The sequence below is a fragment of the Ruegeria sp. BHSA118 genome (assembly GCF_059613405.1).
In genome coordinates, this window is sequence record NZ_JBXWSM010000007.1 from 1 (window position 1) to 25,935 (window position 25,935).

Genomic DNA, 25,935 nt, shown 5'->3' on the forward strand with positions numbered 1-25,935 from the left:
GGGTCAGTGCCAGAACGCCGCCGAACGGATCAAGCAACAGAACAAGCCCCGCAAGCGCGTTCAGAACACCGATGGCCAACAGCCAGAAGAACCCTTTCCACGCCTTTTCCGCAAATGCCTGAATCGCTGTGACGATGCCTCCGCCCAGCAGGGCCACGCCGACAAAGGCTTCGACAGCGAGCGTGGACATCAGCGGGAAGGCTACGGCGCACAGCCCTACACAGAGCATGGCGACGCCGAGCACAATCAGCCAGACCGGTCGAGGCTGCCAACCGGCGACCTCTTCCATGAGCGCGGGTTTCGGCACGGTTTCATTAACTGAATCAGTCATGTCGACCTCCAGGATCAGGGTCAGGCGACCGACTTGTCGAGATGATCGCGATAGGCGGCAACGGCGGCGTGCAAGGCTTCCCAATGGTTCTTCGCCTGATCATGCGCGTCCGTCACAGCGTCTTCGCCTTCTTTCTGGATGCGATCGGCAAGGTCAGTGACCTTGTCTTTTGCTTCCTGCAGATCGGATTGCAGCTTTGTCACCTGCTCCTGGGTCCACTTGTCGGTCGCGTCGCCCGCGTCCTTGACCTTCTGTTCGAACGATTTCAGCTCGTCCTCGACACGGGTATAGTCGTCTTTGGCTTTCTGTACGAATTCGGAAAATGTTGTCATGGTTCAGTCCTTTCATGGGTCATATGTTTGCTGGGCTCTTTTGAGCGCCATGGCCCAGACCCTCGCAGATCCACGGCCCGCATCCGAGTGAGTCACGGTTAAACCGCCGGGTTGTCTTGTGACGCGGCCCGTCATCGGACAAAGTTGAGCGACGGAGGGAAACATGCTTGCCGAAGTAAGCTCTGCCATCGATCCAAGCGCTATTCAGGAACAGTTGAAGCGCGTCCTCGTCAGTCCGCATTTCGCGGATACCACGCGCCTGAACCGCTTTCTGTCGCATATTGTCGGCGAAGCGCTGGCCGGCCGGTCCGAGACGCTGAAAGGCTATGCAATCGGCATTGATGTGTTCGACAAGCCCGAGGATTTCGACCCAACAGTCGACACGATCGTCCGGGTTCAGGCAAATAAATTGCGCAGCCGGCTGGATCTCTACTACGCTCAGGAAGGGCGCGAAGACCCGGTTCGAATTCATATTCCCAAGGGGTCCTACGCGCCGGTTTTTGAGATCGCATTTGACCCCGAACGCCGGACCGATGCCGAAACGCCCCCGGTAGCAACCGGCCGGGTTGCTGTTGCGGTGATGCCCTTTGACAACCTGAGCGGAGACCCGTCTCAGGAGTATCTGGCGGATGGCTTTACCGAAGAGGTCATCTCGGCGATCGCCCGGTTTCGCGAGGTGAGCGTGCTGTCTCGGCACGTCACCTTTCGCTTTCGCGGGCGCGGCCGCGATCCGCGCGCAGTCGGAAGCGAACTGGATGTGCAGTATCTGGTTGAAGGCAGCGTGCGTCATTGGGGCAATAAGCTTCGCGTGACCGCCCAGCTGACTGACGCGGAAACCGGCCAACAGGTTTCCGCCGACACCTATGACCGCGACCTGAGCGCGGACAGCCTGTTTGAAATTCAGGACGACATCGCCGCCCGGATCGCCACGGAAATCGCGGAACCCCACGGAGTGATCCATCGAACAGGTGCAGTGCAGCGCAGGGCACAGACGCACACGCTGGATGCTTATCAGTGCAGGTTGCTGGCCAGCGAATATTGGCGTGAACCCACGGCCGAAAAACACAAGAAGGTTCGCGACCTGCTGGAGCGCGCGGTTGAGATCGATCCCGAATATGCCGGGGCCTGGGGGATGCTTGCGATTGTCTACGGGGACGAAGTGCGCGGCGGTTTCAATTTTCACAAGTCCCCCCCGCCCTTTGATCGCGCGCTGGAGGCCGCACAGCGGTCGGTCGCTCTGGATCCGCTGAACGCAACCGGCCAGCACGCGTTGTTTTTGACCCATTTTCATCGTGGAGAGTTCGAAAGCTTTGAAGAAGCGGCCGCTAAAGCATTGCGGGCCAATCCGAATTATCCAGACATGTTGGCCGATCTGGCGGCCTGCTTTGCGTTGCGCGGCGATCTGGAACAGGCCGCGAGACTGAGCGCCCGGGCGATCGAGCTGAGCCCCAACCCGCCCGGCTGGTACCACGCAAGCACGTTCCTGATCTGTTTCATGAAAGATGATTACAGCGGCGCGCGTTCAGCGGCGCGCAAAGTCGGTGGTGGCATGTGGAATGGTTCTGAAGTGCTTGAGCTTATGTGCATCCCTTACACGGAACCGGAGGGACTGTTGCGTTAATCGCCCAATCTGGCCAAGGTCGATCTTTTGAGGTCGATCATGCGCCGGAAATCACCATTCAAGCATCACCGTTTTCCAAGCGAAATCATCCTTTGCGCGGTGCGGTGGTATCTGCGCTACCCGCTATCCTATCAGGATGTCGTTGATTTGCTCGCAGAGCGCGGGATCACCATTGATCGGTCGACCGTGTATCGCTGGGTTCAGAAGTTTGGTCCGGAGATTACCAAACGGGCCGAGAAACACTTGCGCCGGGCCAGCGTGGACTGGCATGTCGATGAAACCTATGTCCGCGTCGGCGGCAAGTGGCGCTACCTCTGGCGTGCCATCGACGCAAACGGGCAAATGATCGACTTCCGTCTGACCGCACGACGGGATGCGAAGGCGGCAAAGGCCTTTCTGAACAAGGCGATTGAGCGGGTGCGCCTGCATCGACCGGTCGTCATTGTGACAGACAAAGCCCCGACCTACGCCCGGGTCATTCGCGAGATCAACCATCGCTACGATCCGCATTTCGACAGCATCCGGCACATCGACAGAAAGTGGCGCAACAATCTGATCGAGAGCGATCATGCGGCCATGAAACGCCTCCTTGGCTATCGTCAGAGCTTTCGATCCTTGCGATCGGCCAAGGCAACCCTGAGCGGGATCGAGACGATTCGGACCATAAAACGCGGCCACGTCCATCACAAACAAGCAGGGGTCATAGGCGAGATCCAGTTCATCAGCCAACTTTTCGCGGCCGCGTGATAAACTACCCTTGCGCGGCTTAAACCGGGCTAAGCAGATTAACGCAACAGTCCCCTCTATCGTATCCTGAGCAAATTGGCGCACACCATCAAAACAAACGGCCCAACTGGGTCGGAACTGTAAGGCCCGCGTGGTGCGCGCGTCATCATAGAAGTTACAGCTGCTCAATGTGCCCCGCGTTTAATGTGCAATATTTATGTCTTTTGCACGTTACTTTTATTGCGCCATCAAAGCTTCTTTATATCTGATAAGCTATTCTTATCATGAGTATTGTGATGAGGTTGTGCGTGCTGAACAACCGTCATGTCACCCGTGTTCTCGCGTCACAAATTGCAGCTGTAATCTCGAGCCGGAATCGAGGCCCCCACCGTGACCTGAACTTACGAACCCGGACAAGACGCCGTGAAGTTGGGCCCCGACAACACTCTGCGAAACCAACTATTCCAGAACCAACGTCAATGACTGACACCACACGCCTCGGCCTCAAGCCCCTGCCCCGCCGGTTACGGGCCACTGTTTCAAGGCAAGAAGACATATGGGCAGGAATCCTCTGCTGAGAACGCCCAGGCTTTTGCGATAAGACAAAGGCGCCGGAGTCGACCGGCGCCTTTTTTCGGACCTTCAGACCAGACCTTACCCGTGGGTAAGATCGTCTTCCTCGGGAAGAGCGTCGATCAAAGCAGCAATCGCCGCCTCAAGTTTGCTGCGATCAACACGCGTGAAGTCCAAATCATATCTCAACTCAATTCGACCACTGGATGCCGAGCACTTGGCGATCCCTGCCCGCCCTGACACCTGAAACGTAGTCTTTGCACGTCGAGGTTTATCAGAGCTTTCAACCGGAGCCTTCTTTGCCACGCTTGTTTCCGGCGCGCCCAGAAAAGTCCTGAGAATAGCAACCTCCCGCGCTCCGTCACGGTCAGGCTCGCTCATGACCGCGGCACTCACCTGGCGCGCCAAACCTGGCGTTGCATCCAGTTTGCGCTTCAGCTCTACGCCCACGTTGCGCGGAATGTCGTTCGGATGTTTCAGAACCTTGTCCAACATCATCAGCAAACTGGCAAATGACCTAATGTAACTCCGCTTTGTGTAACTGGCGGATTTGAACAGCGTGGAAACCGCCTTGTCTACATCCGGGCAATCATTTGCCGGGTCTTCGGCATACGCGCGTGCCAGAGCACCCATTTCCGCAAACGAGATATCCTTGCGGATCAGGTTCTCATCCACCATCCGCCGGTAGCTGCTGTCGAGATCGCCCGCCTCGGAAATACCCGCTGGAATTCCGGCATAGGACTCATCGCCCGTTTCCTCATACAAAGCCCGATAAGCAGACAGGCGTCGCATCCCCTGGATCAATTCAAATCGTCCATCTGAGCGACGCTCAAGACGGATAGGGTTGGACAATCCGATTTCCTGAATTGACGCCTTTAACTCGTCCAGTTCCGGATCCGGTCCTGGCTTGCGATCCCGCGTCAACTTTTCAAACAGAATGTCATCCAATGCCACGCGTTCAGTCACCAGACCTTCGGAACGCAGGCGCACGAGTTCATGCGCAAGACGATCGTTTTCTGCGCGAATGGATTCTTCCGTCGATTGCTGGTCGCGCAGTGCATCGGCATTTTCCGAAATGGCCGCAGCCATCGGGCCCCGCCGCTTTTCAAGAACCTTGTCCGGAACCTTACCGACAGGAATGTCATCCATTGCAGGCAGGTCGATATCAAACATTCTTCGCTTGCGGCTCATGCGTCATCCTCCAGCTTGTCCCAGGCAGACAGCATCACACCTCGGAATTCCTCATAAACATTGTCAAATGTCGAACGGGCCCGACGCCAGGTTTCGCGGGTCATTTCGCGATAATCCATTTCGTACACCGAGCTCAGAAAGCGGCCGGATTGTTCGACCGCGCGGGTCATTTCAACCGGGTGCTGGGCGACGTGGTCTCCGAAGACTTTCTGAAACGCGTCGAACATCGCCAGATGCAACGCGTTTCCCGGCTCGTACCTTGTAAGCAGGAACCGCAGTTCGCAGAAGGTTTTGGGAAGACCAATCTTACCCGTGGGTAAGGTTTTGTCGAACCCGTAGGCCAGGTCCTCTAAAGCTTCTGCCAGCTGGCCGATAAAGGACGTGGTCGAGTCATATTCCCAGTACCCGGGGCCAGACGGAATGTACAACATGTCCGCCGCGAACACCGCGTTCATGGACTGATACCCAATGGCTGGCGGGCAATCGAACAGGATCAGGTCATAAGCGTCGTCGGGGATTTGATCCAGATACCGGGACACTGCGGCAAAGAAAGACCATTCAGGGTTCAGGTGGCGATACTGTGCCGAGGCAAATTCGACGAAGGCCGCGTTCGCACAGGATGGGATCGCATCGATGGTGGACCAAGACGTCCGCCTGATGAAATCGCTGATCCGCAGATCCCCAAGCCCCATATCGGTGATCGCCGGGGGCAATTCCCGACGGGGGAGGGCGGTGCCGGACTCGGCCGCGGCGGGCCGGTTGTTCATGCGCTCGGTCTCGCGGATCAGGTCACGCGCCATGATCCCCCAGACAGTATAATCCTCTGCGACATCGGTCAGGCCCATTGAATGGCTCAGCGTGGCCTGCGGGTCGAAGTCAACGACAAGTACACGGTACCCATCAAGCGCGGCAGCATGCGCAAGATGCAACGCCACCGTTGACTTGCCCGCCCCGCCCTTGAAGTTCGCCACGGCCGCGCGAATGGCCCGCTTGCCCTCGGGACGCGGCGGCATGAGGGACTTGCGATTCACCTTGAGCCGACGGCGCAACTCATTCACTTCCTCCAGGCTGAACCAGCGCTGCCGCCCTTCGGGCTCAACCTCGCCTCCGGGCAGCGACGGATCAGCGGCCAGCTTTCCGCGAAAGGTTGACTGGTTGACCCGGAAGATCAGCTCGGACACCTCCCAGCTCGAAAACCGGCGGAGTGTCTTCTCCATCTCGGGGCTAAAGGTCTGCTGGCGAATCCACCCCTGGAGTTTGAGAGATTGATTGCGCAATGCATTCAGGTCTTCGTGCGTGTACATGCCTCATGTCTCTTTGTTTGGAACGTAAATTTCTGTTCGTTTCTTATTTACGCCCGATTTGCGCTTTACGCAAAAGAAAATATGATGAAACTCAAATCTTACCCACGGGTAAGAAAACAAGGCCCTGCAAGGCCATCGCCGATTCGGCGGCGGGCAAGATGAAGGGCGACGATTCGCAACACGCCCTCAACCGTATTTAGGGGGGCATTCTTCCTGGATCTGCGATATATAGGGGGACATAACAAGCCAATAAGGGGTCATCCAAGACGTCCCCCTTCACCAATACTTCACCAGATTTCTTTTATTTTTTGATCTGGATTGGCGCAATTTTCTGACCTGTTTCAGACTCTTCTTGACAGAATCGAAGCTTTGGACGCTAATTAGGCCAAGATGACGAAAAGCGTTGGCAAACAGCGCGAGATCGGCGGGACACACCCGTCTGAGGCAGACAGAGCGGTGAGAACGGGTATGCAGCTGGCTAAACCGGTCGGGCGAAATGCGGCGGCCTTAAAATACGATATACTATCTGCGCTCACCATATATGCGTTGTCAGGCGACAAGCATCGGCAACGCAGCGTACTGCGTATCATCGCATTGATTACGACACGATATAACTGGCGAAACAACGAATTATCGATTGGACGCGAAGAAATTTCGCGTCTTTGGTCAGTGAATGAAAGGACTGTAAAGCGCGAAATGGCCAGATTTCGCGCATTAGGTTGGGTAACGGTCAAACGGCCTGCTGCACGGGGTCGGGTCGCGGTCTATGAAATCGACCTCAAACAGATCATGATCGATACGCAAGAGGTCTGGCCGATCATAGGTTCCGATTTCCAGGCCCGGATGAGCGAGGATTCCGAACCCATTACAAATGTCGTGCCTTTCGCGGCCAAACCCCCGGGGCCAGAAATCGACACCCCCGAAGCAAAGCCCGAGGATGTCTGGTCGCAGGTTCAATCAATTCTTCACGGGCGCGATCCCGAGTTGTGGGCAAGTTGGTTCCAGCATCTGTCCGAGTCGGAAAGGGCAGGGGGGCGCGTCATTCTGGTTGCCCCCTCGCGGTTCATGGCTGATTACATTGCACAGAAATGGACGGCACGATTGCTGGCCGCCTATAGCCGCGTCGATCCCAGTATCAGAACGGTTCACGTAAACGCAGCCGATTGAGGCTGTCAGGTGCGCAGCACGGCCGAGCAAAGGATGCATCATGATCAACCGAAATTTTCAACCATTTCGGGTCGAACAGTTCCTGTCCGAAACGGAACACGGAGTGGTCTTCAATTTCTCGGAAAGCGGTGTTCATCCCATGTCGTTGCAGGGGTTGATAGAGCTGGCCGGGATTGATCTCGACGCTCTGCTGACAACGATGATCGACTATCCGCAAGTCAATGGAAAGCAATCCCTGCGCGACACCATCGCAGGCTTGTACCCGGGGGCCTCGGCAGATGGGGTATTGGTCACGGTCGGTGCAACCGAAGCGAACACGCTGGTGGCCAACACCTTGTTGGAACCCGGCGACAATGTTGTGTGTTTCCGGCCGACCTATGAACAGATTTCAGGAAATGCCGCCAATCTCGGCAACGAAGTGCGTTGGGTCAACCTGATCGAATCCGCAGGGTGGGGCATTGATGCAGAAGCGCTGGAGAGGGCCGTCGATGACAGGACCCGCATCATCCATGTGGTGAACCCGAACAATCCCACGGGGCGTATTCTGACCGAAGCGGATCGTGCCTTTATCGTATCGGCTGCCGAGCGCGTTGGCGCCTGGATCGTGTCGGACGAGGTTTATGCCGGAACCGAGCGCGAAGGTGACACCGAAACGCCTTCGTTCTGGGGAAGTACGGACAGGGTTCTTGTGGTGAACTCCATGTCCAAGGCCTATGGCCTTCCGGGGCTGAGGTTGGGATGGCTGGTTGGGCCCAAAAAAATCATTCAGCACTGCTGGCGGCGGCACGAATATGCCTCGATCACGGCATCGATGTTGTCGATGGAACTGGCGGACAAGGCGCTTGCCGAACCGGCGCGGTCCAAGTTGAAAGCCCGCGCGCGCCGTCTGATCCGCACGGGGTTTGACGTTCTGACGGAAGAACTGGCGCGGCATCAGGGGGTGTTTTCCGTTGTACCACCTCAGGCGTCGGCCATGTCGTTCGTGCGGTTCAATCTACCGATCACATCCGAGGAGTTCAGCATGCGCCTGTTGCGCGAGAAAGACGTGCTGGTCATTCCGGGGTCGCGGTTCGGGGTCGAGAACCATTTTCGGTTCAGCTCGGCCCTGCCCGAAGATCATCTGCGGGACGGGTTGGCAAAGTTGAATGATCTTACAGGAGACATTCTGAACGGAGGCTGAGAATTTGCCGCCGAACTGGTGCGAGTGGTTCGGTGACATTTCTTTTGCCTTTTTCATACGTGTCGATAGGCTTCGCAAATGGAAGATTCACCTGTGCTTTCCGTCGAAAAACCGCCGCTGGATCACCTGGTCGGGGCCGCGGTGAAAACGCATCGCGCGCTGGCCGGATTGACTCTGGCCGAACTGTCTCAGCGGTCCGGTGTGTCCACGGCGATGATTTCCAAGATCGAGCGCGGTCAGGTGTCTGCCTCACTGGCGACGCTTGAGGCCCTGGCCGGCGGAATCGGCGTTCCGCTGATCAACTTCTTTGCTGGCACGGTCGAACGCACGGATGTGTCATTTGTGGCTGCGGGTGAAGGTGTAACCGTGCAACGGTTGGGCACCGGTTTCGGGCACAGTTACAAGCTGATCGGTCGGGCGGAAGCGAAACATGTCAGTTTCGAGAGTTTCAGCGTTACATTGGAAGGTCCGCTGGACGAACGCCCGCTTTACCAACATCAGGGTGTCGAATTCATCCACGTCACCGCTGGCGAGATGGTCTATGGCTGTGGTGAAGCCGCTTATCACATGCGGCCGGGCGACAGTCTGAGTTTTGATTCAAACGCCACTCATGGGCCGTTGGAGTTGAAAACTGACAAGGTCAGCTTTGTCACCGTGGTTGCCAAGGCCGTTTCAGGAGACAATTGAAAAACGCCCGGCGACCGCGCCGGGCGTTTGGGAATTAAGGTGATCCGAGAAGAGTCAGAGACCCCATTTCTTGCGATTTTCTTCGAAGAACCCTTGTGCCTTTTTGACTTCGATCCAGTTGTTTACATAGTTGATCCACACCTGATCGGCCTGTGGCAGGATCATCGCGATGGGTGACGGCGAACGCGGGCCTGCGTTCTTCACGCGTACCACCGGAAATTTCGCCTCGAGGGTCGAGCCTTCGATGTTGGATGTAATGAAGACATCCGCGCGTCCTGCGATTACTTCCTGAAAACCGCGGGCCGGGGCCTCGACTACCTTGATATCTGCGTTCGGGAACCATTCGCGGACGCGTTTTTCGAATGTTGTGCCCAGGGTGGTCGCGACTTTTACTCCGGGCTGGTTGATCGAGTCATAACCGTCGAACTTGTCGGCCTTGTCCTTGGTCGTATAGGGGAAGAGTTCCACCGAAATATAGCTTTCGGAAAAACCTGCGACCTTCATGCGCGGCGGCGAAATCGATGCCGATCCGGTCAGGTGATACTTGCCTGCCACCACACCGTTGACCAATGTCTTCCAGTCGGTGGGGACATATTCGACCTCGACCCCCAGATCGGCGGCCAGCTCGTTCATGATGTCGATGTCGTACCCTTTGTAGCTGTTGGTTGCAGGGTCGCGGAGCGACATGGGATTCCAATCGCCCGTGGTGCCCACCTTGAGCACGCCGGAATCCAGCACCTCGTTCAGCGCAGATTGCGCCTGCGCAGCGCCTGACAAGACAAGTCCAAGCGCAGCGGCTGCCGCAGCTTTCCAAAAAGTGTTCATCGGTTTCTCCCGTTGGTGGCATTTCGACCTTGTGGCCGTATTCTTCATTGATTTAAGCCCAAAGGGAAAGATAACCTCAAGAAAATATTATACTGGGACTAAAAACAGGGGCAGTTCATCTTATGCCAGACGCCGCAATCGAACTTGTGGGCGTGAACAAGTGGTTCGACACGTTTCACGTACTCAAGGACATCAATCTGACGGTCAACAGCGGCGAAAAGGTGGTGATTTGCGGGCCTTCCGGGTCAGGAAAATCCACCGTTGTGCGATGTATCAACCAATTGGAAAAACATCAGAAAGGCACCATCCGCGTAGATGGGATCGAGTTGACGGATGACGAGAAATCCGTGGCCAGGATCCGGTCCGAGGTTGGAATGGTGTTCCAGCAGTTCAACCTGTTCCCGCATCTTACCGTATTGGAAAACCTGACTTTGGGCCCGATCAAGGCGCGCGGTCTCGGCCGCAAAGAGGCAGAGGAAAAAGCGCGTCACTATCTGGACCGGGTGCACATTCCAGATCAGGCCGACAAAAAGCCCATTCAGTTGTCGGGTGGTCAGCAGCAACGCGTCGCCATCGCCCGGTCGCTGTGCATGGAGCCGCGTGTGCTGTTGTTTGACGAGCCGACCTCGGCACTGGACCCCGAGATGATCTCGGAAGTGTTGGACGTGATGGTCGAGTTGGCCAATGAGGGGATGACCATGGTGGTTGTCACGCATGAGATGGGGTTTGCCCGAAAGGTGGCAGACAAGATGATCTTCATGGATGCCGGTGAAATCGTCGAAGAAGGTAACCCCGAACATTTCTTCACCAATCCTCAGTCCGATCGGTGTCGCAAATTCCTGTCCCAGATCCTGCAACACTGAGAGGGGCCGATGAAAAAAATCCTTCTGATAGCACCTCTGCTTCTGCTGGCAGGCTGTTCGTCGTCACAGACCTGGGGCTGGTACGTCATCAACCCAACGACCGACTCGGGCTGGACGAATGTGAAATTCCTGATTTCGGGCATGGGGTCGACCATTTTGATCTCGTTGATCGCGGCGGTGCTGTCGATCGTGGTCGGTCTGTTGGTGGCGCTGCCGGGCCTGTCGGAAAAGCGCGGCTGGCGACTTGTCAACCGGGTCTATGTGGAGTTCATCCGCGCCATCCCTCTGCTGCCGATGCTGTTTTGGGTGTTCTACGGCTTGCCCATCGTGTTTCAGTCGATGGGTCTGAACATCCCCATCGATCCCTTCTGGGGGGCAATCATTACGCTGGCGATTTCAGACAGCGCCTTTACGGCCGAGATCTATCGCGCAGGCATTCAATCCATTGCTCGTGGTCAGCGCGAGGCGGCGCAGACCATCGGGCTGAACTATGTGCAGACCATGCGCTATGTGATCCTGCCGCAGGCGATCCGGCGCATTCTGCCGCCTTTGGCAAACCAGTTCATCTACATCGTCAAGATGAGCGCCTTTGCCAGTGTCATCGGGATGCAGGAACTGACCCGCCGCGCGAATGAACTGGTGGTGACGGAATACCGCCCGTTGGAAATCTATACCCTGCTGATTTTCGAATACCTGATCCTGGTTTTGATCATCTCAGCCGGGGTGCGCTGGCTGGAGCGTCGCATGGGCGCGGACGAGCGCGGATAAGGAGTGAAGAAATGAACTGGAAAGATTTCATGGCCGAGACCGAGGCCAATATCGGAACCTTCTCGAAAGAAGTGCCGGAAACCGTGCGCGGCTTTGGCATCATGGGCAAGGCGGCCAAGACTGACGGAGCGCTGAGCGAGAAGACCAAGGAGTTCATGGCGCTCGGCATTGCGATCGCGACCCGCTGCGACAGCTGCATCGGATTCCACGTGCGTTCGCTGGTTCGGCTGGGCGCCACCCGCGAAGAAATGTGCGAGGCGTTGGCCATGGCCACCTATATGGGCGGCGGGCCGTCCTATGCCTACAGCGCCAAGGCGCTCAGGGCTTTTGATGAGTTTTCGGAGTAAGAAACATGCGTCCTGATCTGGCCGGAGCAGAGGGGTTTATTCGCAACAGCTGGTACGTCGCCGGACGGTCAGAGGATTTTGGCCGCAGCCTGAGCGCCGTGCGAATGCTGGGTGAAGAGATCGTTATCTATCGTGACACAGCGGGCAAAGCGATCGCGTTGGAGGACGCATGCCCGCATAGAAAGCTGCCGCTGTCTCGGGGCACCATCGAAGGGGATCATGTGGTTTGCGGCTATCACGGTCTGACATTCGGCTGCGACGGTGAATGTGTCAGCGCCCCGACACAGCTGGACAATCCTCCGCGCCGCGCCGCCGTGCATGCGTACCCGGCCGAAGACCGCTGGGGATTTCTTTGGCTCTGGATGGGGGACCCGGACAAAGCCAGCACAGACGATATCATCGACATCCCCAATTTCGACAACCCGTCTTGGGGCAAGACCCGGACCGGCGCGATGGAGATGGCGTGCCACTACCTTTACATTATCGACAACCTGCTGGATCCAAGCCATGTGGCCTGGGTGCATCTGACCTCGTTTGCCGGGGCGGGAACCGACAACCGCCCGCTGGATCTTGAAGAAACCGAAACCGGCGTCATTGTTTCGCGCTGGATCGCGGATGAACCCGCGCCGCCCTACTATGCGCCGATTCTGCCGTTTGGGCCAAGTTGCGACCGTAAACAGCATTACGAATGCCGTCTGCCATCCACTGCGATCAACATGTCCGTTTACACTCCATCAGGAGAAGGCGGGGCGGATCTGTCGATGTCACCCAATGCCTTTGTCAATATTTCGTACAACTTCATCACACCGGTCGATGCGGAAACATCGCGGTATTTCTGGTTCCAGCACCGCAACATGCACGCGGATGACACAGCCATGTCGCAGCGCATGTTCGAAGGCGCGGTCATGGCCTTCAACGAGGACAAAGAGGTTCTGGAACACGTTCAGACCGGCATGGCGCGGCGCAAGACCGGCTATATCAATCTCGGGTTGGACGCAGGCGCGATGCGGTTCCGCGCACGGGTTGCAAAGCTGATCGCGCAGCAGGCCGGCTGATTATCAGGCCGACAAGCGCCCGTTCGCGTCCTGGCCCACGTGTCGGGCCGGGTCGTCGAACACCGCTTTGATGCAGGGATATTGGTCGAGAATTTCAGCCCCACCGGGTAACAGTTCGGCCCGGAGAACACCGGCATCCCAGATTGCAACACCATCCACCCGGATCGTGGGGTCCAGCACGTTCAGCGAAATCTCACCCGGTGCATAATGCCCGCATGTGTGAAAGTGCAGCAGGCGCGGATTGCCAAAGGCCGACCCGCTCCAACGTTCGAAATTGCTTCGGGCCGGAGTCGTGTAGGCGCAGCCCGGGTGGATGCCTGCGTGCCAGGAATGCATGGTCAGGGGATCCAGGTTGAACATCCGACCGACTTTTTCGTAATGCATCTGCGCGCAATGCACGTCCATGGGATGGCCGTCAAAGCCGGTCAGGCGGTTGTTTTCGAACCGTATGGTCAGCGGTTCACGCAGATCACAGCCGTATGGTTCGTAGAATTTCGATCCGGTGCCGACCAGAAACCCGTCCTGAACCAGCACTCCGGAAAATCCCTGCGCGGGAACCGGGGCAAAGACCGACATCGGAAAACGCGCCACGCTGACATCCGCGGCACCTGCTGGAGGGAAGGCGGCGCCGGGGCCAGCGAAGTCGGTGCCCAGTGGGCAGGTTACGTGGATGTGCCGGGCACTGGCCAGCAGCCGGTTGACCGCGTTTTTCAGTTCAACGAACCCGGTGTAGTTGGCGCGCCCGAAACCCGAGGCCAGCATTCCGGCGTCCAGCGCATACGACATGATGGGCCGAACGTCCTGCATTCCCGCGTCGAAACGAATCTGATCGCCGGTGCGGGACAGAAACAAGGTGCGATCCGCCGTTTCCATCGCCGTTTTCAGATCCGCTGGCAGCGATGAACCCATGGGATCGAATTCGAGGGTTCGAACTGCGGTCTTGATCCGGTTCTGTCGGGCGCAGTCCACGATAGCCTCGGAGATCTCGGCATCGTAATACCCGTTGGCCGTATCTTCGCAGACCACAAGCAACTGGTCGCCAGCCGTCAGGCCGCCGCATCTGAACAACAGGTTTTCGGCACCCGCCATAAGCTCTGGACTGTGCATTCGCGTTGATCCTCAAAAAATCCCCCGCGCTGGTATTTTACATCTTTCACGTTTCTGTGATCCAGAAAAAATTTCATCTTAAGAAAAAAATTAACTGACATGCCTGTGGGCTTTGTACATAAGCTGAGCCCGAACAGGACAGGAGACACAGCAATGAGCGCTTGGATCGAGATGATCTCGGACGACAAGGCCAACGGCCGCCTGAAAGAGCTGCTGGACAAGGCCCGCACCCCTCATGGCACCGTGGACACGGTCATGCGTGTGCATTCATTGCGACCCGAAACGATGAACGGGCATGTGACGCTGTACCGTTCGGTCCTGCATTCCGATGACAACCGGTTGCCATTCTGTTTTCTCGAGGTTGTCGCCAGTTATACCTCGATCTTGAACGATTGCACCTATTCACTGACTCATCACTTCATGAACGTGCGCAACCTGCTGAAGGACCAGCCGCGCAGCGACCGGATTTTCGTCGCGCTCAAGGCGCATCGGCCCGAGGATGAATTCGAGGGCAAGGAACTGGCGTTGCTGCGCTATGCCGCAAAGCTGACGACGGATGTTGGCAAAATGGTCAAGTCCGACTTCGAAGCGCTCAAGATTGCAGGCTGTGAAGACGGAGAGATCCTGGAGGTCAATCAGGTCTGCGCCTATTTCAACTATTCAAACCGGTTGCTGAACGGGTTGGGTGCAACGACCGAGAATGATGTGATCGGCTACTATACCGGTGACGATTGACGGGTTGCGCCGGGTTTGGCCCCCCGTGCCGAAGAACATCGTTTCGAGCGGGTCAGCCGATTGTTTCGGGCTGTGGCGGTTTCACGCCCCACGTATTTTCTTCGGCTGTTTTGCGGATGATCGCGCCGATCTTCAACAGGTTTTCGCTGAGCGGGTTGGTCTTTCGCCAGATCAGACCAATCGTCCGTGTCGGCGGAGTGTCCTGAAACCGGGCAATGGACACATCCGCGGATCGGGTTTCCAGCCCGACCGCCATTTCCGGTATCAGGGTCACACCGATGCCGGCGCCGACCATCTGAACCAGTGTGGAAAGCGAACTGCCCTCCATGATGTGCTGCGGTTCGATATTGCGGATCGAACAGAAGGACAGGGCCTGATCCCTGAAGCAATGTCCCTCTTCCAGCAACAGCAGGCGCATGGTTCTGAGCTGCGAGGAACTTGGCATTGGCAGGTTGGCGTCCTGCGCCGGACGAACCAGCAGAAAATCTTCATTGAACAGCGAGAACTCTCGGAGGTTGGGTTCCGAGACGGGCAGGGCAACGACACCGAAGTCCAGTTTCGAATCCAGAATTTCACCGATCAACGTCTTGGTTATCGTTTCCTTGGGTTCGATGGTCAGTTGTGGGAAACGCTGCGACAAAGCTTTGATGATCGAGGGCAGCAAATAGGGTGCGACCGTGGGTATGACCCCGATTCTGATGCGGCCGGACAATGGGCCTGAGGGAGATTGCACCAATTTCCCCAAATCCTCGACCCGGGTCAGGATTTCGCGGCCATGTTTCAGCACGTCTTCGCCAAGCGCAGTCAGGCGGGTTTGCCGGGCCGCGCGTTCGACCAGCGGGCCGCCCATGATTGCCTCCAGCTCTTTGATTTGTATGGAAAGCGCGGGCTGCGATATCGCACTGGCCGCAGCGGCCTTGCCAAAGTGGCCGTGGGTGGCGAGGGCTTCGAAATAGCGCAGATGTTTAAGGGTCAGAGATTTCATAGGAAAAATTAATCACAATGATAGAAATTACAAATTTCCAATTATCGAAGCGGTGGGGTACGAGTCAAGGCATCTACACCCTTAGGTAAATACTCAGGAGATTTACAATGGACGGTAACCCCCATAATCATCAATCCGGCGGCTGCCCTGTCATGCATGGCGGGAACACGGGCACGGGAAATTCTGTCATCAAATGGTGGCCGGATGCGCTGAACCTGGACATTCTGAGCCAGCACGACACCCGCACCAACCCGATGGATGCCGATTACAACCATCGTGAAGCGGTCAAAGAGTTGGATTTCAAAGCCGTCCGCGCCGATGTCGAAGCATTGCTGACCGACAGCCAGGACTGGTGGCCGGCTGACTGGGGTCACTATGGCGGCCTGATGATCCGTCTGGCGTGGCACTCGGCCGGGTCGTACCGTCTGGGCGACGGTCGCGGCGGCGCAGGGTCGGGCAACATCCGGTTCGCGCCGCTGAACTCGTGGCCGGACAATGCCAGCCTGGACAAAGCGCGCCGTCTGCTGTGGCCGGTGAAAAAGAAATATGGCAACGCGCTGTCCTGGGCCGATCTGATCGTTCTGTCGGGCACGGTCGCCTATGAATCCATGGGATTGAAGACCTTTGGTTTCGGTTTTGGTCGCGAAGACATCTGGGGCCCCGAGAAAGATGTTTACTGGGGTTCTGAAAACCAGTGGCTGGCCCCGTCCGAGAACCGCTATGGCGATCTGGAAACCCCTGGCACGCTGGAAAACCCTCTGGGTGCGGTGCATATGGGCCTGATCTATGTGAACCCCGAAGGCGTAAACGGCAATCCGGATCCGGCCAAAACTGCGCTGCATATCCGTGAAACCTTTGCGCGTATGGCGATGAATGACGAAGAGACCGCCGCATTGACCTGCGGTGGCCATACTGTCGGCAAAGCCCATGGTGCGATGCCCGGCGACAATATCGGCGCCGAGCCCGAAGCCTGCCCGGTCTCCGGCCAGGGGCTGGGATGGGACAACCCTGATCAGAACGGTAAAGCGGCCAACGCCTTTACCTCGGGGATCGAAGGGGCGTGGACGAAAGAGCCGTTGAAATTTGACATGGGCTATTTCGACTATCTGTTCGGTTACGAGTGGGAACTGGGCAAATCACCCGCAGGTGCCCATCAGTGGCAGCCCGTCGATATGCCCGAAGACGAAAAGCCGGTCGACCCGACCGACCCCACTGTTCGCCGCATGCCAATGATGACCGATGCGGATATGGCGATGAAGGTCGACCCGACCTACAACGCGATCTGTCAGAAATTCATGGCTGATCCGGACTATTTTGCCGATACATTTGCACGTGCCTGGTTCAAGTTGACTCACCGCGACATGGGTCCGCGCGTCAACTATTATGGCCCGGACGTGCCGTCAGAAGACCTGATCTGGCAGGATCCGATCCCGGCCGGTTCGACAGATTACGGCATAGATGCTGTCAAGGCCAAGATCGCGGACAGTGGCCTGACCATCGCCGAGATGATCACCACCGCCTGGGACAGTGCTCGAACCTTCCGCGGTTCGGACAAGCGCGGCGGCGCAAATGGGGCGCGCATCCGCCTGGCACCGCAAAAGGACTGGGCAGGCAACGAACCCGAGCGTCTGGCAAAAGTTCTGGGGGTGCTGGAGCCGATCGCGGCGGAAACCGGTGCCTCGATTGCCGACGTGATCGTTCTGGCGGGCAATGTCGGTCTGGAACAGGCGATCAAGGCCGCAGGCTTTGACGTGGCGGTTCCGTTCTCGGCCGGTCGCGGTGACGCGTCGATCGAGCAGACCGATGTGGACAGTTTCTCGGTACTTGAGCCACTGGCGGACGGGTTCCGCAACTGGCAGCTGAAGGAATACGCGGTTTCGCCTGAGGCGATGATGCTGGATCGCGCGCAACTGCTGGGTCTGACCGCAGCCGAGATGACGGTTCTGGTCGGTGGTCTGCGTGTGCTGGGTGCCAACCATGGCGGATCGCCGCATGGCGTCTTCACCGACCGGGTGGGCCAGCTGACAACCGACTTTTTCGCCAACCTGACGGATATGTCGTTGAGCTGGCACCCGGTTGACGGAGGCACCTATGAACTGCGCGACCGCGCCTCGGGTGAGGTCAAGTTCACCGCAACCAGCGCTGATCTGGTCTTCGGTTCGAACTCGATCCTGCGCAGTTATGCTGAGGTCTACGCTCAGGACGACAATGCCGAGAAGTTCGTGCGCGACTTTGTGGCGGCATGGACCAAGATCATGAACAACGACCGGTTCGATCTGGTTGCCTGAATTATGTAATGAATCAGGCGGGGACACCCTCGCCTGATTTTCTTTTCAGGGGGCTGCATCTGCTGAACCCCGCTTTGCCGAGACTCGCTCACACGGCCATGAAGAGATCTTTGTATCGGTCACGCAGCACGTTCTTTTGAACCTTGCCCATCGTGTTGCGGGGCAGCTCATCCAGAACGATCAGCTTGCGCGGATGCTTGAACCGGGCCAGACCTGCGCGGACCGCGCCCGTTATCGCATCCGGATCAGGGGTCTGGCCGGGCTCTGCCACGATGACGCCAACTACCGTTTCACCGAAATCGGGATGTGGCACGCCGATCACGGCGCTTTCCAGAACACCGGGTTGATCATCGAGAACCATCTCGATCTCTTTTGGGTAAATGTTGTAGCCGCCCGAAATGATCAGATCCTTGTTGCGACCAACGATATGGACGTAACCATCCTCGTCGATCCGGCCCAGATCACCGGTGATAAAAAAGCCGTTGTCGCGCAGCTCGGCAGCGGTTTTTTCAGGCATCTGCCAATACCCTTTGAAGACGTTGGGCCCGCGCACTTCAATTATGCCGATCTCGCCCGCAGGCAGGGTATTGCCGTCTGAATCACAGATCTTCAGTTCGACCCCGGGCAGCGGGTGTCCGACCGTTCCGGCGCGCCGCTCGCCGTCATATGGGTTTGACGTGTTCATGTTGGTTTCAGTCATGCCATAGCGTTCAAGGATGCGATGACCCGTACGTTTTTCGAACTGCACGTGGGTTTCCGCCCGCAGCGGTGCCGACCCGGAAACGAACAGGCGCATATGGGTGGCCAGTTTCCTGGTGAAACGCGGGTCGTCCAACAGGCGCGTATAAAAGGTTGGGACGCCCATCATCGACGTGGCACAGGGCAAGTTGTCGATGATCTGGTCCAGATCGAATTTGGGCAGCCAGATCATGCATCCACCTGCGGCCAGCATGATATTGGTCGCGACAAACAGCCCGTGCGTGTGGAAGATCGGCAGGGCATGCAGCAGCACATCCTGCGAGGTGAAGCGCCATTCCTTGACCAGTGTCCGTGCATTCGACAGCAGATTGTTCTGGGTCAGCATGGCGCCCTTGGACCGGCCTGTGGTTCCCGATGTGTAAAGGAACGCTGCCAGATCCTCGCCATCGCGGGCGACGGTTTCGAAACGTGTCGGCATGGTCGCGGCCAAATCTGTCAGAGACCCGGTGCCATCCGCGTTCAGCGTCTCTACCCGGGCGCCCAGTTGCGCGCCGACAGGGGAGAGTTTTCCTTCCCTTTCGGTGTCGCAGATAATCAGCGCGGCCCCGCTGTTTTCAATGAAATAGGTCAATTCATCGACCGTGTAGGCGGTATTCAGAGGCAGGAACACCAGACCGGCCTGGGCGCAGGCAGCATAAAGCGCCAGCGCCTCGGGGGATTTTTCAACCTGCGCCGCAACGCGGTCACCGGGGTTCAGGCCCAGATGCGTGGCCACATGCGCAATCTGCGCCGCTTTGCCGAGGAAATCCTGGTGAGAGATCGTTGTCCCGTCCAGCAGCTGCAAAAAAGGTGTGACTTTGCCGGCGTGGATGCCGAACAGGCCGTCATACAGAGGGTTAGCCATCAGGTTTACCTTTCTTGAGATATAAAAAGAGAGGTGGATGCAGCGAGGAACTTGATCTCGAATAAGGCGATCATCTCATGGGTCGTGGCGAATTGGTTATGGTACTGGGCAACACGGGTCACTTCATACAGATAGTTCACCAGACTGCCAACGGATCGGGCCGTGATTGCATTGCCATGAACCGAATGAACAAAAGCACTGTTACTCAAATGAAACTGTGCAATTGGATCCAGAGGCGTGTGCCTCATTCCCCTGACGCTTGGCAGTTACAACCGCCGACACCCTGCTGCGCTTCGTGCTTTCAGAGTATCGGCGGGTGTCGACTGATTTCCCTATGAGAAGTGTTCCGGCAGCAATGCATCCGGCAGGTTCTGATAGCAAACAGGACGCAAGAAACGTCGGATCGACAATGTGCCCACGGATGTGGCACCGAAATTAGTTGAAGCTGGGTAGGGACCGCCATGGACCATGCTGTCACATACCTCGACCCCCGTGGGGAAGCCATTGGCCAATACGCGCCCGGCTTTGCGTTCCAGGATCGGCAGCAGGGACCGGGCCATGCCCATGTCTGCCTCGTCCATATGCAGGGTGCAGGTCAGCTGCCCGTGCAAACCGCGCGCGACGTCGTGCATTTCGTCGGATGTCTCGGCAGTCACGATGATGCCCAGCGGGCCGAACACCTCTTCCGCGAGGGATGTGTTGGCCAGCCAGGTTGCGGCGCTTGTTCGGTACAAGAAAGGGGTCGCATTGCGCTGATCGCATGTCGACGTCAGAACCTCGTGAATGCCGGCGGTTTCAGCAACACGGGCCTGACCTTTGCGATAGGCTTTGGCGATGCCGTCGGTCAGCATGGTCTGCGCCGGAACTTCGGTCAATGCAGCCTGTGCGATCTCGGCGAAACGGTCCGTTGCTTCACCTGCTGGCATCACGACGACGCCCGGGTTGGTGCAGAACTGACCTGCGCCCATCGTCAGCGAGCTGGCCCAGCCTTTGGCGATGTCTTCACCCCGGTTTGCCAGTGCCGCACCCAGAATGAACATGGGATTGACCGATCCAAGCTCGCCAAAAAACGGAATCGGCTCGGGGCGCGCGGCGCACAGGTCGAACAGGGCGCGACCGCCCGCAAGCGATCCGGTGAACCCGACCGCCTTGATCAGAGGGTGCTGCACCAAGGCAGAACCCACAGCCGGGCCGCCGTCCTGGATCAGGCTGAAAACGCCGGGATGAATGTTGCAACGGCGGATAGCCGCGAGGATGGCTTCGGTGATGATCTCGCCGGTGCCCGGATGGGCGCCGTGGCCTTTGACGACAACCGGGCAGCCGGCAGCCAGTGCGGCGGCGGTGTCCCCCCCGGCGGTGGAAAATGCCAGCGGGAAATTTGATGCGCCGAACACAGCGACCGGGCCGATCGGGCGTTGGATCAGTTTCAGATCGGGCCGGGGCAGGGGGGAACGGTCCGGCAGCGCGCTGTCCTGGCGCCGGTCCAGATAGTCGCCGCTAAGGATATGCGTTACAAACAGCCTCAACTGCCCCGACGTGCGGTCCCGCTCACCTTGCAGCCGGGCCTCGGGCAGGCCGGTTTCCCGAGTGCCAATCTCGGTGATTGCATCGGCGCGCGCTTCGATCTCGTCGGCAATGGCGTTCAGAAAGGCGGCACGTTCTTCCCGAGTGGAATAACCATAACTCCAAAACGCTTCTTCTGCCGCCTGCGCAGCGGCATCGACGTCAGAGATGCGACCTTTCGAAAAGTCATGCGATGGCCCATGTGCGGGTTGTGATGCAAAGAAATCGTCACCAGCAAGCCAGTTGCCGGCGATCAGATGCTTGCCATGCGGGGTAAAAGTCATTTGGGCCTCGTATTTCGGGATGTCCAGAATAATGGATAATGTATCCAAAATGACAGGACATGCAAGACCACCCTAGGGTTCGTCTGTCCCGCGCTTCGAGGCGATCATTTCCAGAAGCTGTTCCTTGGTCCGGCGTATATGCTGCGTCAAGACCTCGCAGGCTTTGTCCACATTGCCTTCCCGGGCCAGCCGCAACAGATCACGATGTTCCTTTTTTGCGGGTTCGCGCTGTTTCATCACGCTCAGGTGCATCCTGACATAGCGATCCGATTGCAGGTTGACGCGGTCCAGCAATTCGTTGGTCAGCTTCCGCCGTGACGCCGCATAAAGCGCCGAGTGATACTGATAGTTCAATATCCCCCACTTGCCGACGTCATTTTCATCATATGACGCTTCCATCTGCTTGAGGATTTCGTCGCAACGCGCAAATTCCCTTGGGCCCATATTCGGGATGGCCCGGCGGAACAGATCGACTTCGATCAGGATGCGAAGATCGAAAATTTCACCGATTTCCTCGAGGGAATGCTTGGTCACCGAGCCGCCGCGATTGTTGGCCCATTGCACCAGACCTTCGGCATTCAGGCGTTTCAGCGCCTCGCGGATCGGCATGCGAGAGACATCGTATTCCTCGGCCAGTGCTTCCTGCCGGATCGTCTCGCCTTCGGCGAGTTCGCCGCTCAGGATACGTTCACGCAGATCATTCGCGATGACGTCCGGTAGGCTTTGTTTCGTGATCGCGCGTTTTCCTGCCATTTCCAATATCCCGCCACGGTTTTTTGGATACAATTACCCGTAATCGCCGACTTTTCCAAGCCGAACTTGGATTTCGACCCATGTTCGACCGCTGCCCGAGATTTGAAAAAAGCCTGAATCTGATGATGAAACCGTCAACAGGCCACGTGTCTTCAGGCTTTTCCATTTCCGAAAAACGCGCCTGCTGACATCAAACACCCCAGGTGTCAGACAGGCGATATCCACCGGGCCATGGATCGTCAGGGTCCAACATGTGCTGATGAATTCCGGTGATCCAACCGCGACCGCTGATTTCAGGAATGATCGCCGCGCGGCCACCGACCTGCGCAGTGTCAATGATCCGCCCGGTGAATCGCGATCCGATGATCGAGACAGCCTCGAAGGTCTGGCTAGGTTTCATCAACCCCTTGGCCGCCATCAGCGCCATGCGCGCAGACACTGCGGTACCCGTCGGCGAACGGTCGACCTTACCCGGCTGGATCGCCACGGCGGACTTGCCGCTGAGACCGGTTTCCGTTTCACTTAACGGGCCGCAAAAGGCGCAGAACGATATATGATCCCAGTCCGGGTTCTCGGGATGAGAGAACCCAAGCTGTTCATTGGCGGCGTTTGTGATCTTTACCCCCAGCCGGGCTATGTCGCGGGCTTCGTGGTCGACGATTGCGAACCCAAGCGCCTGCGCATCGACGACCACAAAACTGTCGCCGCCATAAGCGGTGTCTACCGTGATCGTGCCCAGTCCGGGTACCTCGAGCGGGACGGACAGCTTGTCGGCGAAGCTGGGCAGGTTCTGGACAAAAATGTGTTGCGCCTTGCCATCGCGGCATTCCGCACGTACCCGGACCAGCCCACCCGGTGCCTCCAGCACCATATGGGTTTCCGGCTCGTGCATTGGAATGATCCCGCCATCCAGCAACACGGTTGAGACACAAATCGAGTTGGACCCCGACATGGGCGGCGTGTCTTCAGGTTCCATGATGATCCAGGCGGCGTCCGCCTCGGGGTGTTTTGGCGGAACCAGAAGGTTGACATGCCGGAACACACCGCCGCGCGGTTCGTTCAGAACAAAGTTGCGCAGGGTCTGGTCCTGCGCAATGAAGCTTCGCTGATCCCAGAGAGTGTCGCCCGGCGGTGGGGCGACACCCCCGACGATGACATCCCCAACCTCACCTTCGGCATGGGCCGAAATCACATGTACGGTTTTGCTGCTGCGCATGTCTACCTCAGCTGTATTGCGCGACAGGGGCACCCAGCGCGTCGAAGATCGGTGTCACGCCCAGACCGGGACGATCTGCTGCGGTCATCCGGCCATTGACACGCTTTGGCGCGCCTTCGGCGATGTCCACGGTACCATAGGAATTGAAATCGGTGGCCGAGAACGTGAACTCGGACGGTGTCGACCGTGCCAGATGAGCGATGGCGGCGGTGGTGATATCGCCCCCCCACGTGTCTTCGATGGTCATCGGGATACCATGTGCAACGCAAAGATCGCGCATCAGCCTTGCTTTGCTCAAGCCTCCTACTTTGGAGATTTTCAGGTTGATCACGTCCATGGCGTCATCGGCAATGCCGCGGACCAATGTGTTGGGCGTGTCGATGACCTCATCCATCACGAAGGGCAGCGCGGTGCGCCGGCGGATCGACACGCATTCCTCATAGGTCAAACAGGGTTGTTCCACATAGACATCCATGCCCGCGATGGCGCCTACGACACGCGCGGCCTCGTGCCGGGTCCAGCCAGTGTTGGCATCCGCAACCAGCAGATCGGTCTTTTTCAGAACTGCGCGGGTGGCGTGAATGCGGTCGATGTCGTCATTGGCGTCGCCGCCCACTTTCAGTTGAAACTTTGTGTAGCCTTCGGCCGCATAACCTTGGATCTTTTGCGCCATGAGGTCCGGTGCTTCCTGGCTGATCGCGCGATACAGCACCACGTCCTGTTGCGCGTCGCCGCCCAACAGGGTGTAAACGGGTTGCCCGGTCGCCTTGCCCAGCAGATCCCAGCAGGCAATATCAACAGGCGCCTTGGCATAGGGGTGGCCACGTAGGGCTGCATCCATGGTGCGATTGATCTGGCCGATATTCAGCGGATCCTGTCCGATCAGATGTGGCGACAATTCGGCCAGCCCGGCCCGGACACCAAGGGCAAAGGACGGAAGATAAGCCGATCCCAGCGGGCAGCATTCGGCATAACCCTTGAGACCTTCATCCGTGATGATCTCGAGAACGGTGCTGTCGAAGACCTCGACATAGTTGCCATTGGACCAGCTGTAGCGGCCTTCCTTCAGCGGCAGATCCACCTGATATACGTTCAGTGCAGTGATTTTCATGAGGTGTTCTCCTGATCAGAAGCGTGTGGATGCGTAAGGCTTCATGTCGAGCGGGGGCTTTGTGTTCGTGACCAGATCCGCAACCAGTTCCGCCGTGCCTGCGGATTGCGTCAGACCCAGATGGCCATGTCCGAAGGCGTAAAATACCTGTGGCGCACGCGCCGAGCGGTCGATCAGCGGCAAACTGTCGGGCAGCGATGGCCGGAAGCCCATCCATTGCGTGCCGCCTTCCAAATTCAGGCCAGGCATGAAGCGCCCGGCCTTTGCCAGAAGCGCGTCGGCGCGTTTGTAGTTGGGCGGCAGTTCCAGCCCGCCCAACTCGACCGCGCCACCGATGCGCACACCTCCGTTGATCCGCGTCACCACAAAGCCGTGGCCGCCGAATGTCAGATGGGTGCGCAGGTCAAAGGCCCCTTGGGGCAGGGTCGTGTTGTACCCGCGCTCGGTTTCCAGAGGGATGCGATCGCCCAGGGTTTGCGCCAGGTGATGAGACCACGCCCCGGCGGCCACGATCACCTGTCTTGCATCAATTTCACCGATCGAAGTCGTCAGGCGAACGCCCGCATCCATGGGTGTGAGTGCGCTGATTGTCGCGATTTCGACCTGACCGCCACGGGCGGTGAACCGGGTGGCCAAATGTCTTGTCCAGCTGGCCGGATCGACCGTGTTCATCCAGGTGGGCGTAAAACCCGCATGGGTAAATCGTCGGTCAAGCCCGGGCTGGATTTCCGCAATCGCGTCGGGGCTGTCCAGCAGGTCAAAGGGGATGCCGTGATCCTTGCGCCTGTCCCATGTGGGCAGGCTGGCGCGGAATTCGCCTTCACCCTCGAACACCTGCAACTGGCCGTCGCGTTGCATCAGCGCTTCGCCGTCGACATCCGCGATCTGGCGTTCCAGCGCCGCGCGGCTGTGATCCATCAAAGCAGCCTGCGCAGACAAGGCCGCAGCATAGCGATCCTGCCAACTGGCCCGCCAGAACCGCAGCATCCACGGCGCGATGTTCAAAGCGTAAGAGGGGGGGATGGAAAGCGGGCCCAACGGATCAAACAGCCATTTCGGAGCTTTGCGCATGATCCCGGGGGTGGCCAATGGCACGATGTCGGTAAAGGCAAAGGCTCCGGCATTGCCCTTTGACGCCCCGGCTGCAACGCCTTCGCGGTCCAGCACCAGCACGCGCCGGTCGCGTTTTTGCAATTCAAGTGCGGTGCTGATGCCGATGATACCGGCACCGATCACGACGATATCTGTCGGGTTGTCTTGCAGCATGGCCAGATCTTCTCAAACTGTGGCTCTGAGCCGGGGGCGGGATTGCGCCAGTCC

At 58.0% G+C, this 25,935-nt stretch carries 25 protein-coding genes; 11 read left to right on the forward strand and 14 right to left on the reverse strand.

Annotated elements, in window-relative coordinates; genetic code table 11:
• On the reverse strand, positions 1-331 hold a 331-nt coding region (locus AC2FNN_RS03740; RefSeq protein ID WP_496756676.1), incomplete at its 3' end, for an HdeD family acid-resistance protein.
• Positions 332-351: 20 nt separating this feature from the next.
• Positions 352-663, reverse strand: a complete 312-nt coding sequence (locus AC2FNN_RS03745) for a hypothetical protein (protein ID WP_170451072.1) — start codon at positions 661-663, stop codon at positions 352-354.
• Positions 664-826: 163 nt separating this feature from the next.
• On the opposite strand from AC2FNN_RS03745, the gene AC2FNN_RS03750 reads away from it, so the two are divergent.
• Complete coding sequence (locus tag AC2FNN_RS03750) at positions 827-2,284, forward strand: tetratricopeptide repeat protein (RefSeq protein WP_496756677.1); 1,458 nt, start codon at positions 827-829, stop codon at positions 2,282-2,284.
• Between the two features lie 39 nt (positions 2,285-2,323).
• Positions 2,324-3,031, forward strand: coding sequence for an IS6 family transposase (locus tag AC2FNN_RS03755; protein WP_496756679.1), 708 nt, complete (start codon positions 2,324-2,326; stop codon positions 3,029-3,031).
• A gap of 633 nt (positions 3,032-3,664) precedes the next feature.
• Here AC2FNN_RS03755 and AC2FNN_RS03760 read toward each other — a convergent pair.
• Together AC2FNN_RS03760 and AC2FNN_RS03765 are read right to left on the reverse strand one after the other, a co-directional pair.
• Positions 3,665-4,774: a ParB/RepB/Spo0J family partition protein gene (locus AC2FNN_RS03760; RefSeq protein ID WP_496756680.1), complete on the reverse strand. Its 1,110-nt coding sequence runs from the start codon at positions 4,772-4,774 to the stop codon at positions 3,665-3,667.
• Positions 4,771-6,078: an AAA family ATPase gene (locus AC2FNN_RS03765; protein ID WP_171118234.1), complete on the reverse strand. Its 1,308-nt coding sequence runs from the start codon at positions 6,076-6,078 to the stop codon at positions 4,771-4,773. The genes AC2FNN_RS03760 and AC2FNN_RS03765 overlap by 4 nt, the downstream gene beginning before the upstream one ends.
• Positions 6,079-6,774: 696 nt before the next feature.
• Here AC2FNN_RS03765 and AC2FNN_RS03770 point away from each other — a divergent pair.
• From AC2FNN_RS03770 to AC2FNN_RS03780, 3 genes are all read left to right on the forward strand, one after another.
• A complete protein-coding gene (locus AC2FNN_RS03770) occupies positions 6,775-7,245 on the forward strand; it encodes a DnaA N-terminal domain-containing protein (RefSeq protein ID WP_496756682.1) in 471 nt (156 codons plus the stop codon).
• Positions 7,246-7,285: 40 nt separating this feature from the next.
• Positions 7,286-8,425: an aminotransferase class I/II-fold pyridoxal phosphate-dependent enzyme gene (locus AC2FNN_RS03775; RefSeq protein WP_496756684.1), complete on the forward strand. Its 1,140-nt coding sequence runs from the start codon at positions 7,286-7,288 to the stop codon at positions 8,423-8,425.
• A 78-nt stretch (positions 8,426-8,503) separates the two neighbouring features.
• The gene (locus AC2FNN_RS03780) at positions 8,504-9,112 is read left to right on the forward strand and encodes a helix-turn-helix domain-containing protein (protein WP_496756686.1); all 609 of its coding nucleotides are present in this window, start codon (positions 8,504-8,506) and stop codon (positions 9,110-9,112) included.
• Between the two features lie 54 nt (positions 9,113-9,166).
• Here the strand turns inward: AC2FNN_RS03780 and AC2FNN_RS03785 are convergent, their stop codons facing one another.
• Positions 9,167-9,937, reverse strand: a complete 771-nt coding sequence (locus AC2FNN_RS03785) for a transporter substrate-binding domain-containing protein (protein WP_496756688.1) — start codon at positions 9,935-9,937, stop codon at positions 9,167-9,169.
• Positions 9,938-10,059: 122 nt separating this feature from the next.
• On the opposite strand from AC2FNN_RS03785, the gene AC2FNN_RS03790 reads away from it, so the two are divergent.
• The 4 genes from AC2FNN_RS03790 to AC2FNN_RS03805 are packed head-to-tail and all read left to right on the forward strand — an operon-like array spanning position 10,060 to position 12,970.
• Positions 10,060-10,800: an amino acid ABC transporter ATP-binding protein gene (locus tag AC2FNN_RS03790; RefSeq protein WP_171614720.1), complete on the forward strand. Its 741-nt coding sequence runs from the start codon at positions 10,060-10,062 to the stop codon at positions 10,798-10,800.
• A 9-nt stretch (positions 10,801-10,809) separates the two neighbouring features.
• Positions 10,810-11,568 (forward strand): amino acid ABC transporter permease, encoded by a 759-nt coding sequence (locus AC2FNN_RS03795; RefSeq protein ID WP_496756690.1) that lies wholly within the window; start codon positions 10,810-10,812, stop codon positions 11,566-11,568.
• A gap of 11 nt (positions 11,569-11,579) precedes the next feature.
• Positions 11,580-11,915 carry a carboxymuconolactone decarboxylase family protein gene (locus AC2FNN_RS03800; RefSeq protein ID WP_496756692.1) on the forward strand — a complete coding sequence of 112 codons (336 nt, stop codon included), beginning with the start codon at positions 11,580-11,582 and terminating at the stop codon, positions 11,913-11,915.
• Positions 11,916-11,920: 5 nt separating this feature from the next.
• Positions 11,921-12,970, forward strand: coding sequence for an aromatic ring-hydroxylating dioxygenase subunit alpha (locus tag AC2FNN_RS03805; RefSeq protein ID WP_496756693.1), 1,050 nt, complete (start codon positions 11,921-11,923; stop codon positions 12,968-12,970).
• A 3-nt stretch (positions 12,971-12,973) separates the two neighbouring features.
• Here the strand turns inward: AC2FNN_RS03805 and AC2FNN_RS03810 are convergent, their stop codons facing one another.
• Positions 12,974-14,077: a hypothetical protein gene (locus AC2FNN_RS03810; protein WP_496756695.1), complete on the reverse strand. Its 1,104-nt coding sequence runs from the start codon at positions 14,075-14,077 to the stop codon at positions 12,974-12,976.
• Between the two features lie 153 nt (positions 14,078-14,230).
• On the opposite strand from AC2FNN_RS03810, the gene AC2FNN_RS03815 reads away from it, so the two are divergent.
• On the forward strand, positions 14,231-14,812 hold the full coding sequence (locus tag AC2FNN_RS03815; protein WP_496756697.1) for a carboxymuconolactone decarboxylase family protein: 582 nt from the start codon (positions 14,231-14,233) through the stop codon (positions 14,810-14,812).
• Positions 14,813-14,864: 52 nt separating this feature from the next.
• On the opposite strand, the gene AC2FNN_RS03820 is transcribed toward AC2FNN_RS03815, so the two are convergent.
• Positions 14,865-15,797, reverse strand: a complete 933-nt coding sequence (locus AC2FNN_RS03820; RefSeq protein WP_496756699.1) for a hydrogen peroxide-inducible genes activator — start codon at positions 15,795-15,797, stop codon at positions 14,865-14,867.
• 107 nt (positions 15,798-15,904) lie between these two features.
• Between AC2FNN_RS03820 and katG the strand changes: the two genes are divergently transcribed.
• Positions 15,905-18,085 (forward strand): catalase/peroxidase HPI, encoded by a 2,181-nt coding sequence (gene katG / locus AC2FNN_RS03825; RefSeq protein WP_496756700.1) that lies wholly within the window; start codon positions 15,905-15,907, stop codon positions 18,083-18,085.
• 88 nt (positions 18,086-18,173) lie between these two features.
• On the opposite strand, the gene AC2FNN_RS03830 is transcribed toward katG, so the two are convergent.
• The 7 genes from AC2FNN_RS03830 to AC2FNN_RS03860 all read right to left on the reverse strand — a co-directional run bounded on the left by AC2FNN_RS03830 (position 18,174) and on the right by AC2FNN_RS03860 (position 25,881).
• Complete coding sequence (locus AC2FNN_RS03830) at positions 18,174-19,688, reverse strand: malonate--CoA ligase (RefSeq protein ID WP_496756702.1); 1,515 nt, start codon at positions 19,686-19,688, stop codon at positions 18,174-18,176.
• Positions 19,689-19,693: 5 nt separating this feature from the next.
• Positions 19,694-19,936, reverse strand: a complete 243-nt coding sequence (locus tag AC2FNN_RS03835) for a malonyl-CoA decarboxylase domain-containing protein (RefSeq protein WP_496756704.1) — start codon at positions 19,934-19,936, stop codon at positions 19,694-19,696.
• Between the two features lie 84 nt (positions 19,937-20,020).
• Complete coding sequence (locus tag AC2FNN_RS03840) at positions 20,021-21,535, reverse strand: aldehyde dehydrogenase (NADP(+)) (protein ID WP_496756706.1); 1,515 nt, start codon at positions 21,533-21,535, stop codon at positions 20,021-20,023.
• A gap of 72 nt (positions 21,536-21,607) precedes the next feature.
• On the reverse strand, positions 21,608-22,288 hold the full coding sequence (locus AC2FNN_RS03845; protein WP_496756708.1) for a GntR family transcriptional regulator: 681 nt from the start codon (positions 22,286-22,288) through the stop codon (positions 21,608-21,610).
• 190 nt (positions 22,289-22,478) lie between these two features.
• Positions 22,479-23,504, reverse strand: a complete 1,026-nt coding sequence (locus AC2FNN_RS03850; protein WP_496756710.1) for a trans-3-hydroxy-L-proline dehydratase — start codon at positions 23,502-23,504, stop codon at positions 22,479-22,481.
• A 7-nt stretch (positions 23,505-23,511) separates the two neighbouring features.
• On the reverse strand, positions 23,512-24,615 hold the full coding sequence (locus tag AC2FNN_RS03855; protein ID WP_496756712.1) for a cis-3-hydroxy-L-proline dehydratase: 1,104 nt from the start codon (positions 24,613-24,615) through the stop codon (positions 23,512-23,514).
• Positions 24,616-24,630: 15 nt separating this feature from the next.
• On the reverse strand, positions 24,631-25,881 hold the full coding sequence (locus AC2FNN_RS03860) for an NAD(P)/FAD-dependent oxidoreductase (protein WP_496756713.1): 1,251 nt from the start codon (positions 25,879-25,881) through the stop codon (positions 24,631-24,633).
• Between the last annotated feature and the right edge of the window lie 54 nt (positions 25,882-25,935).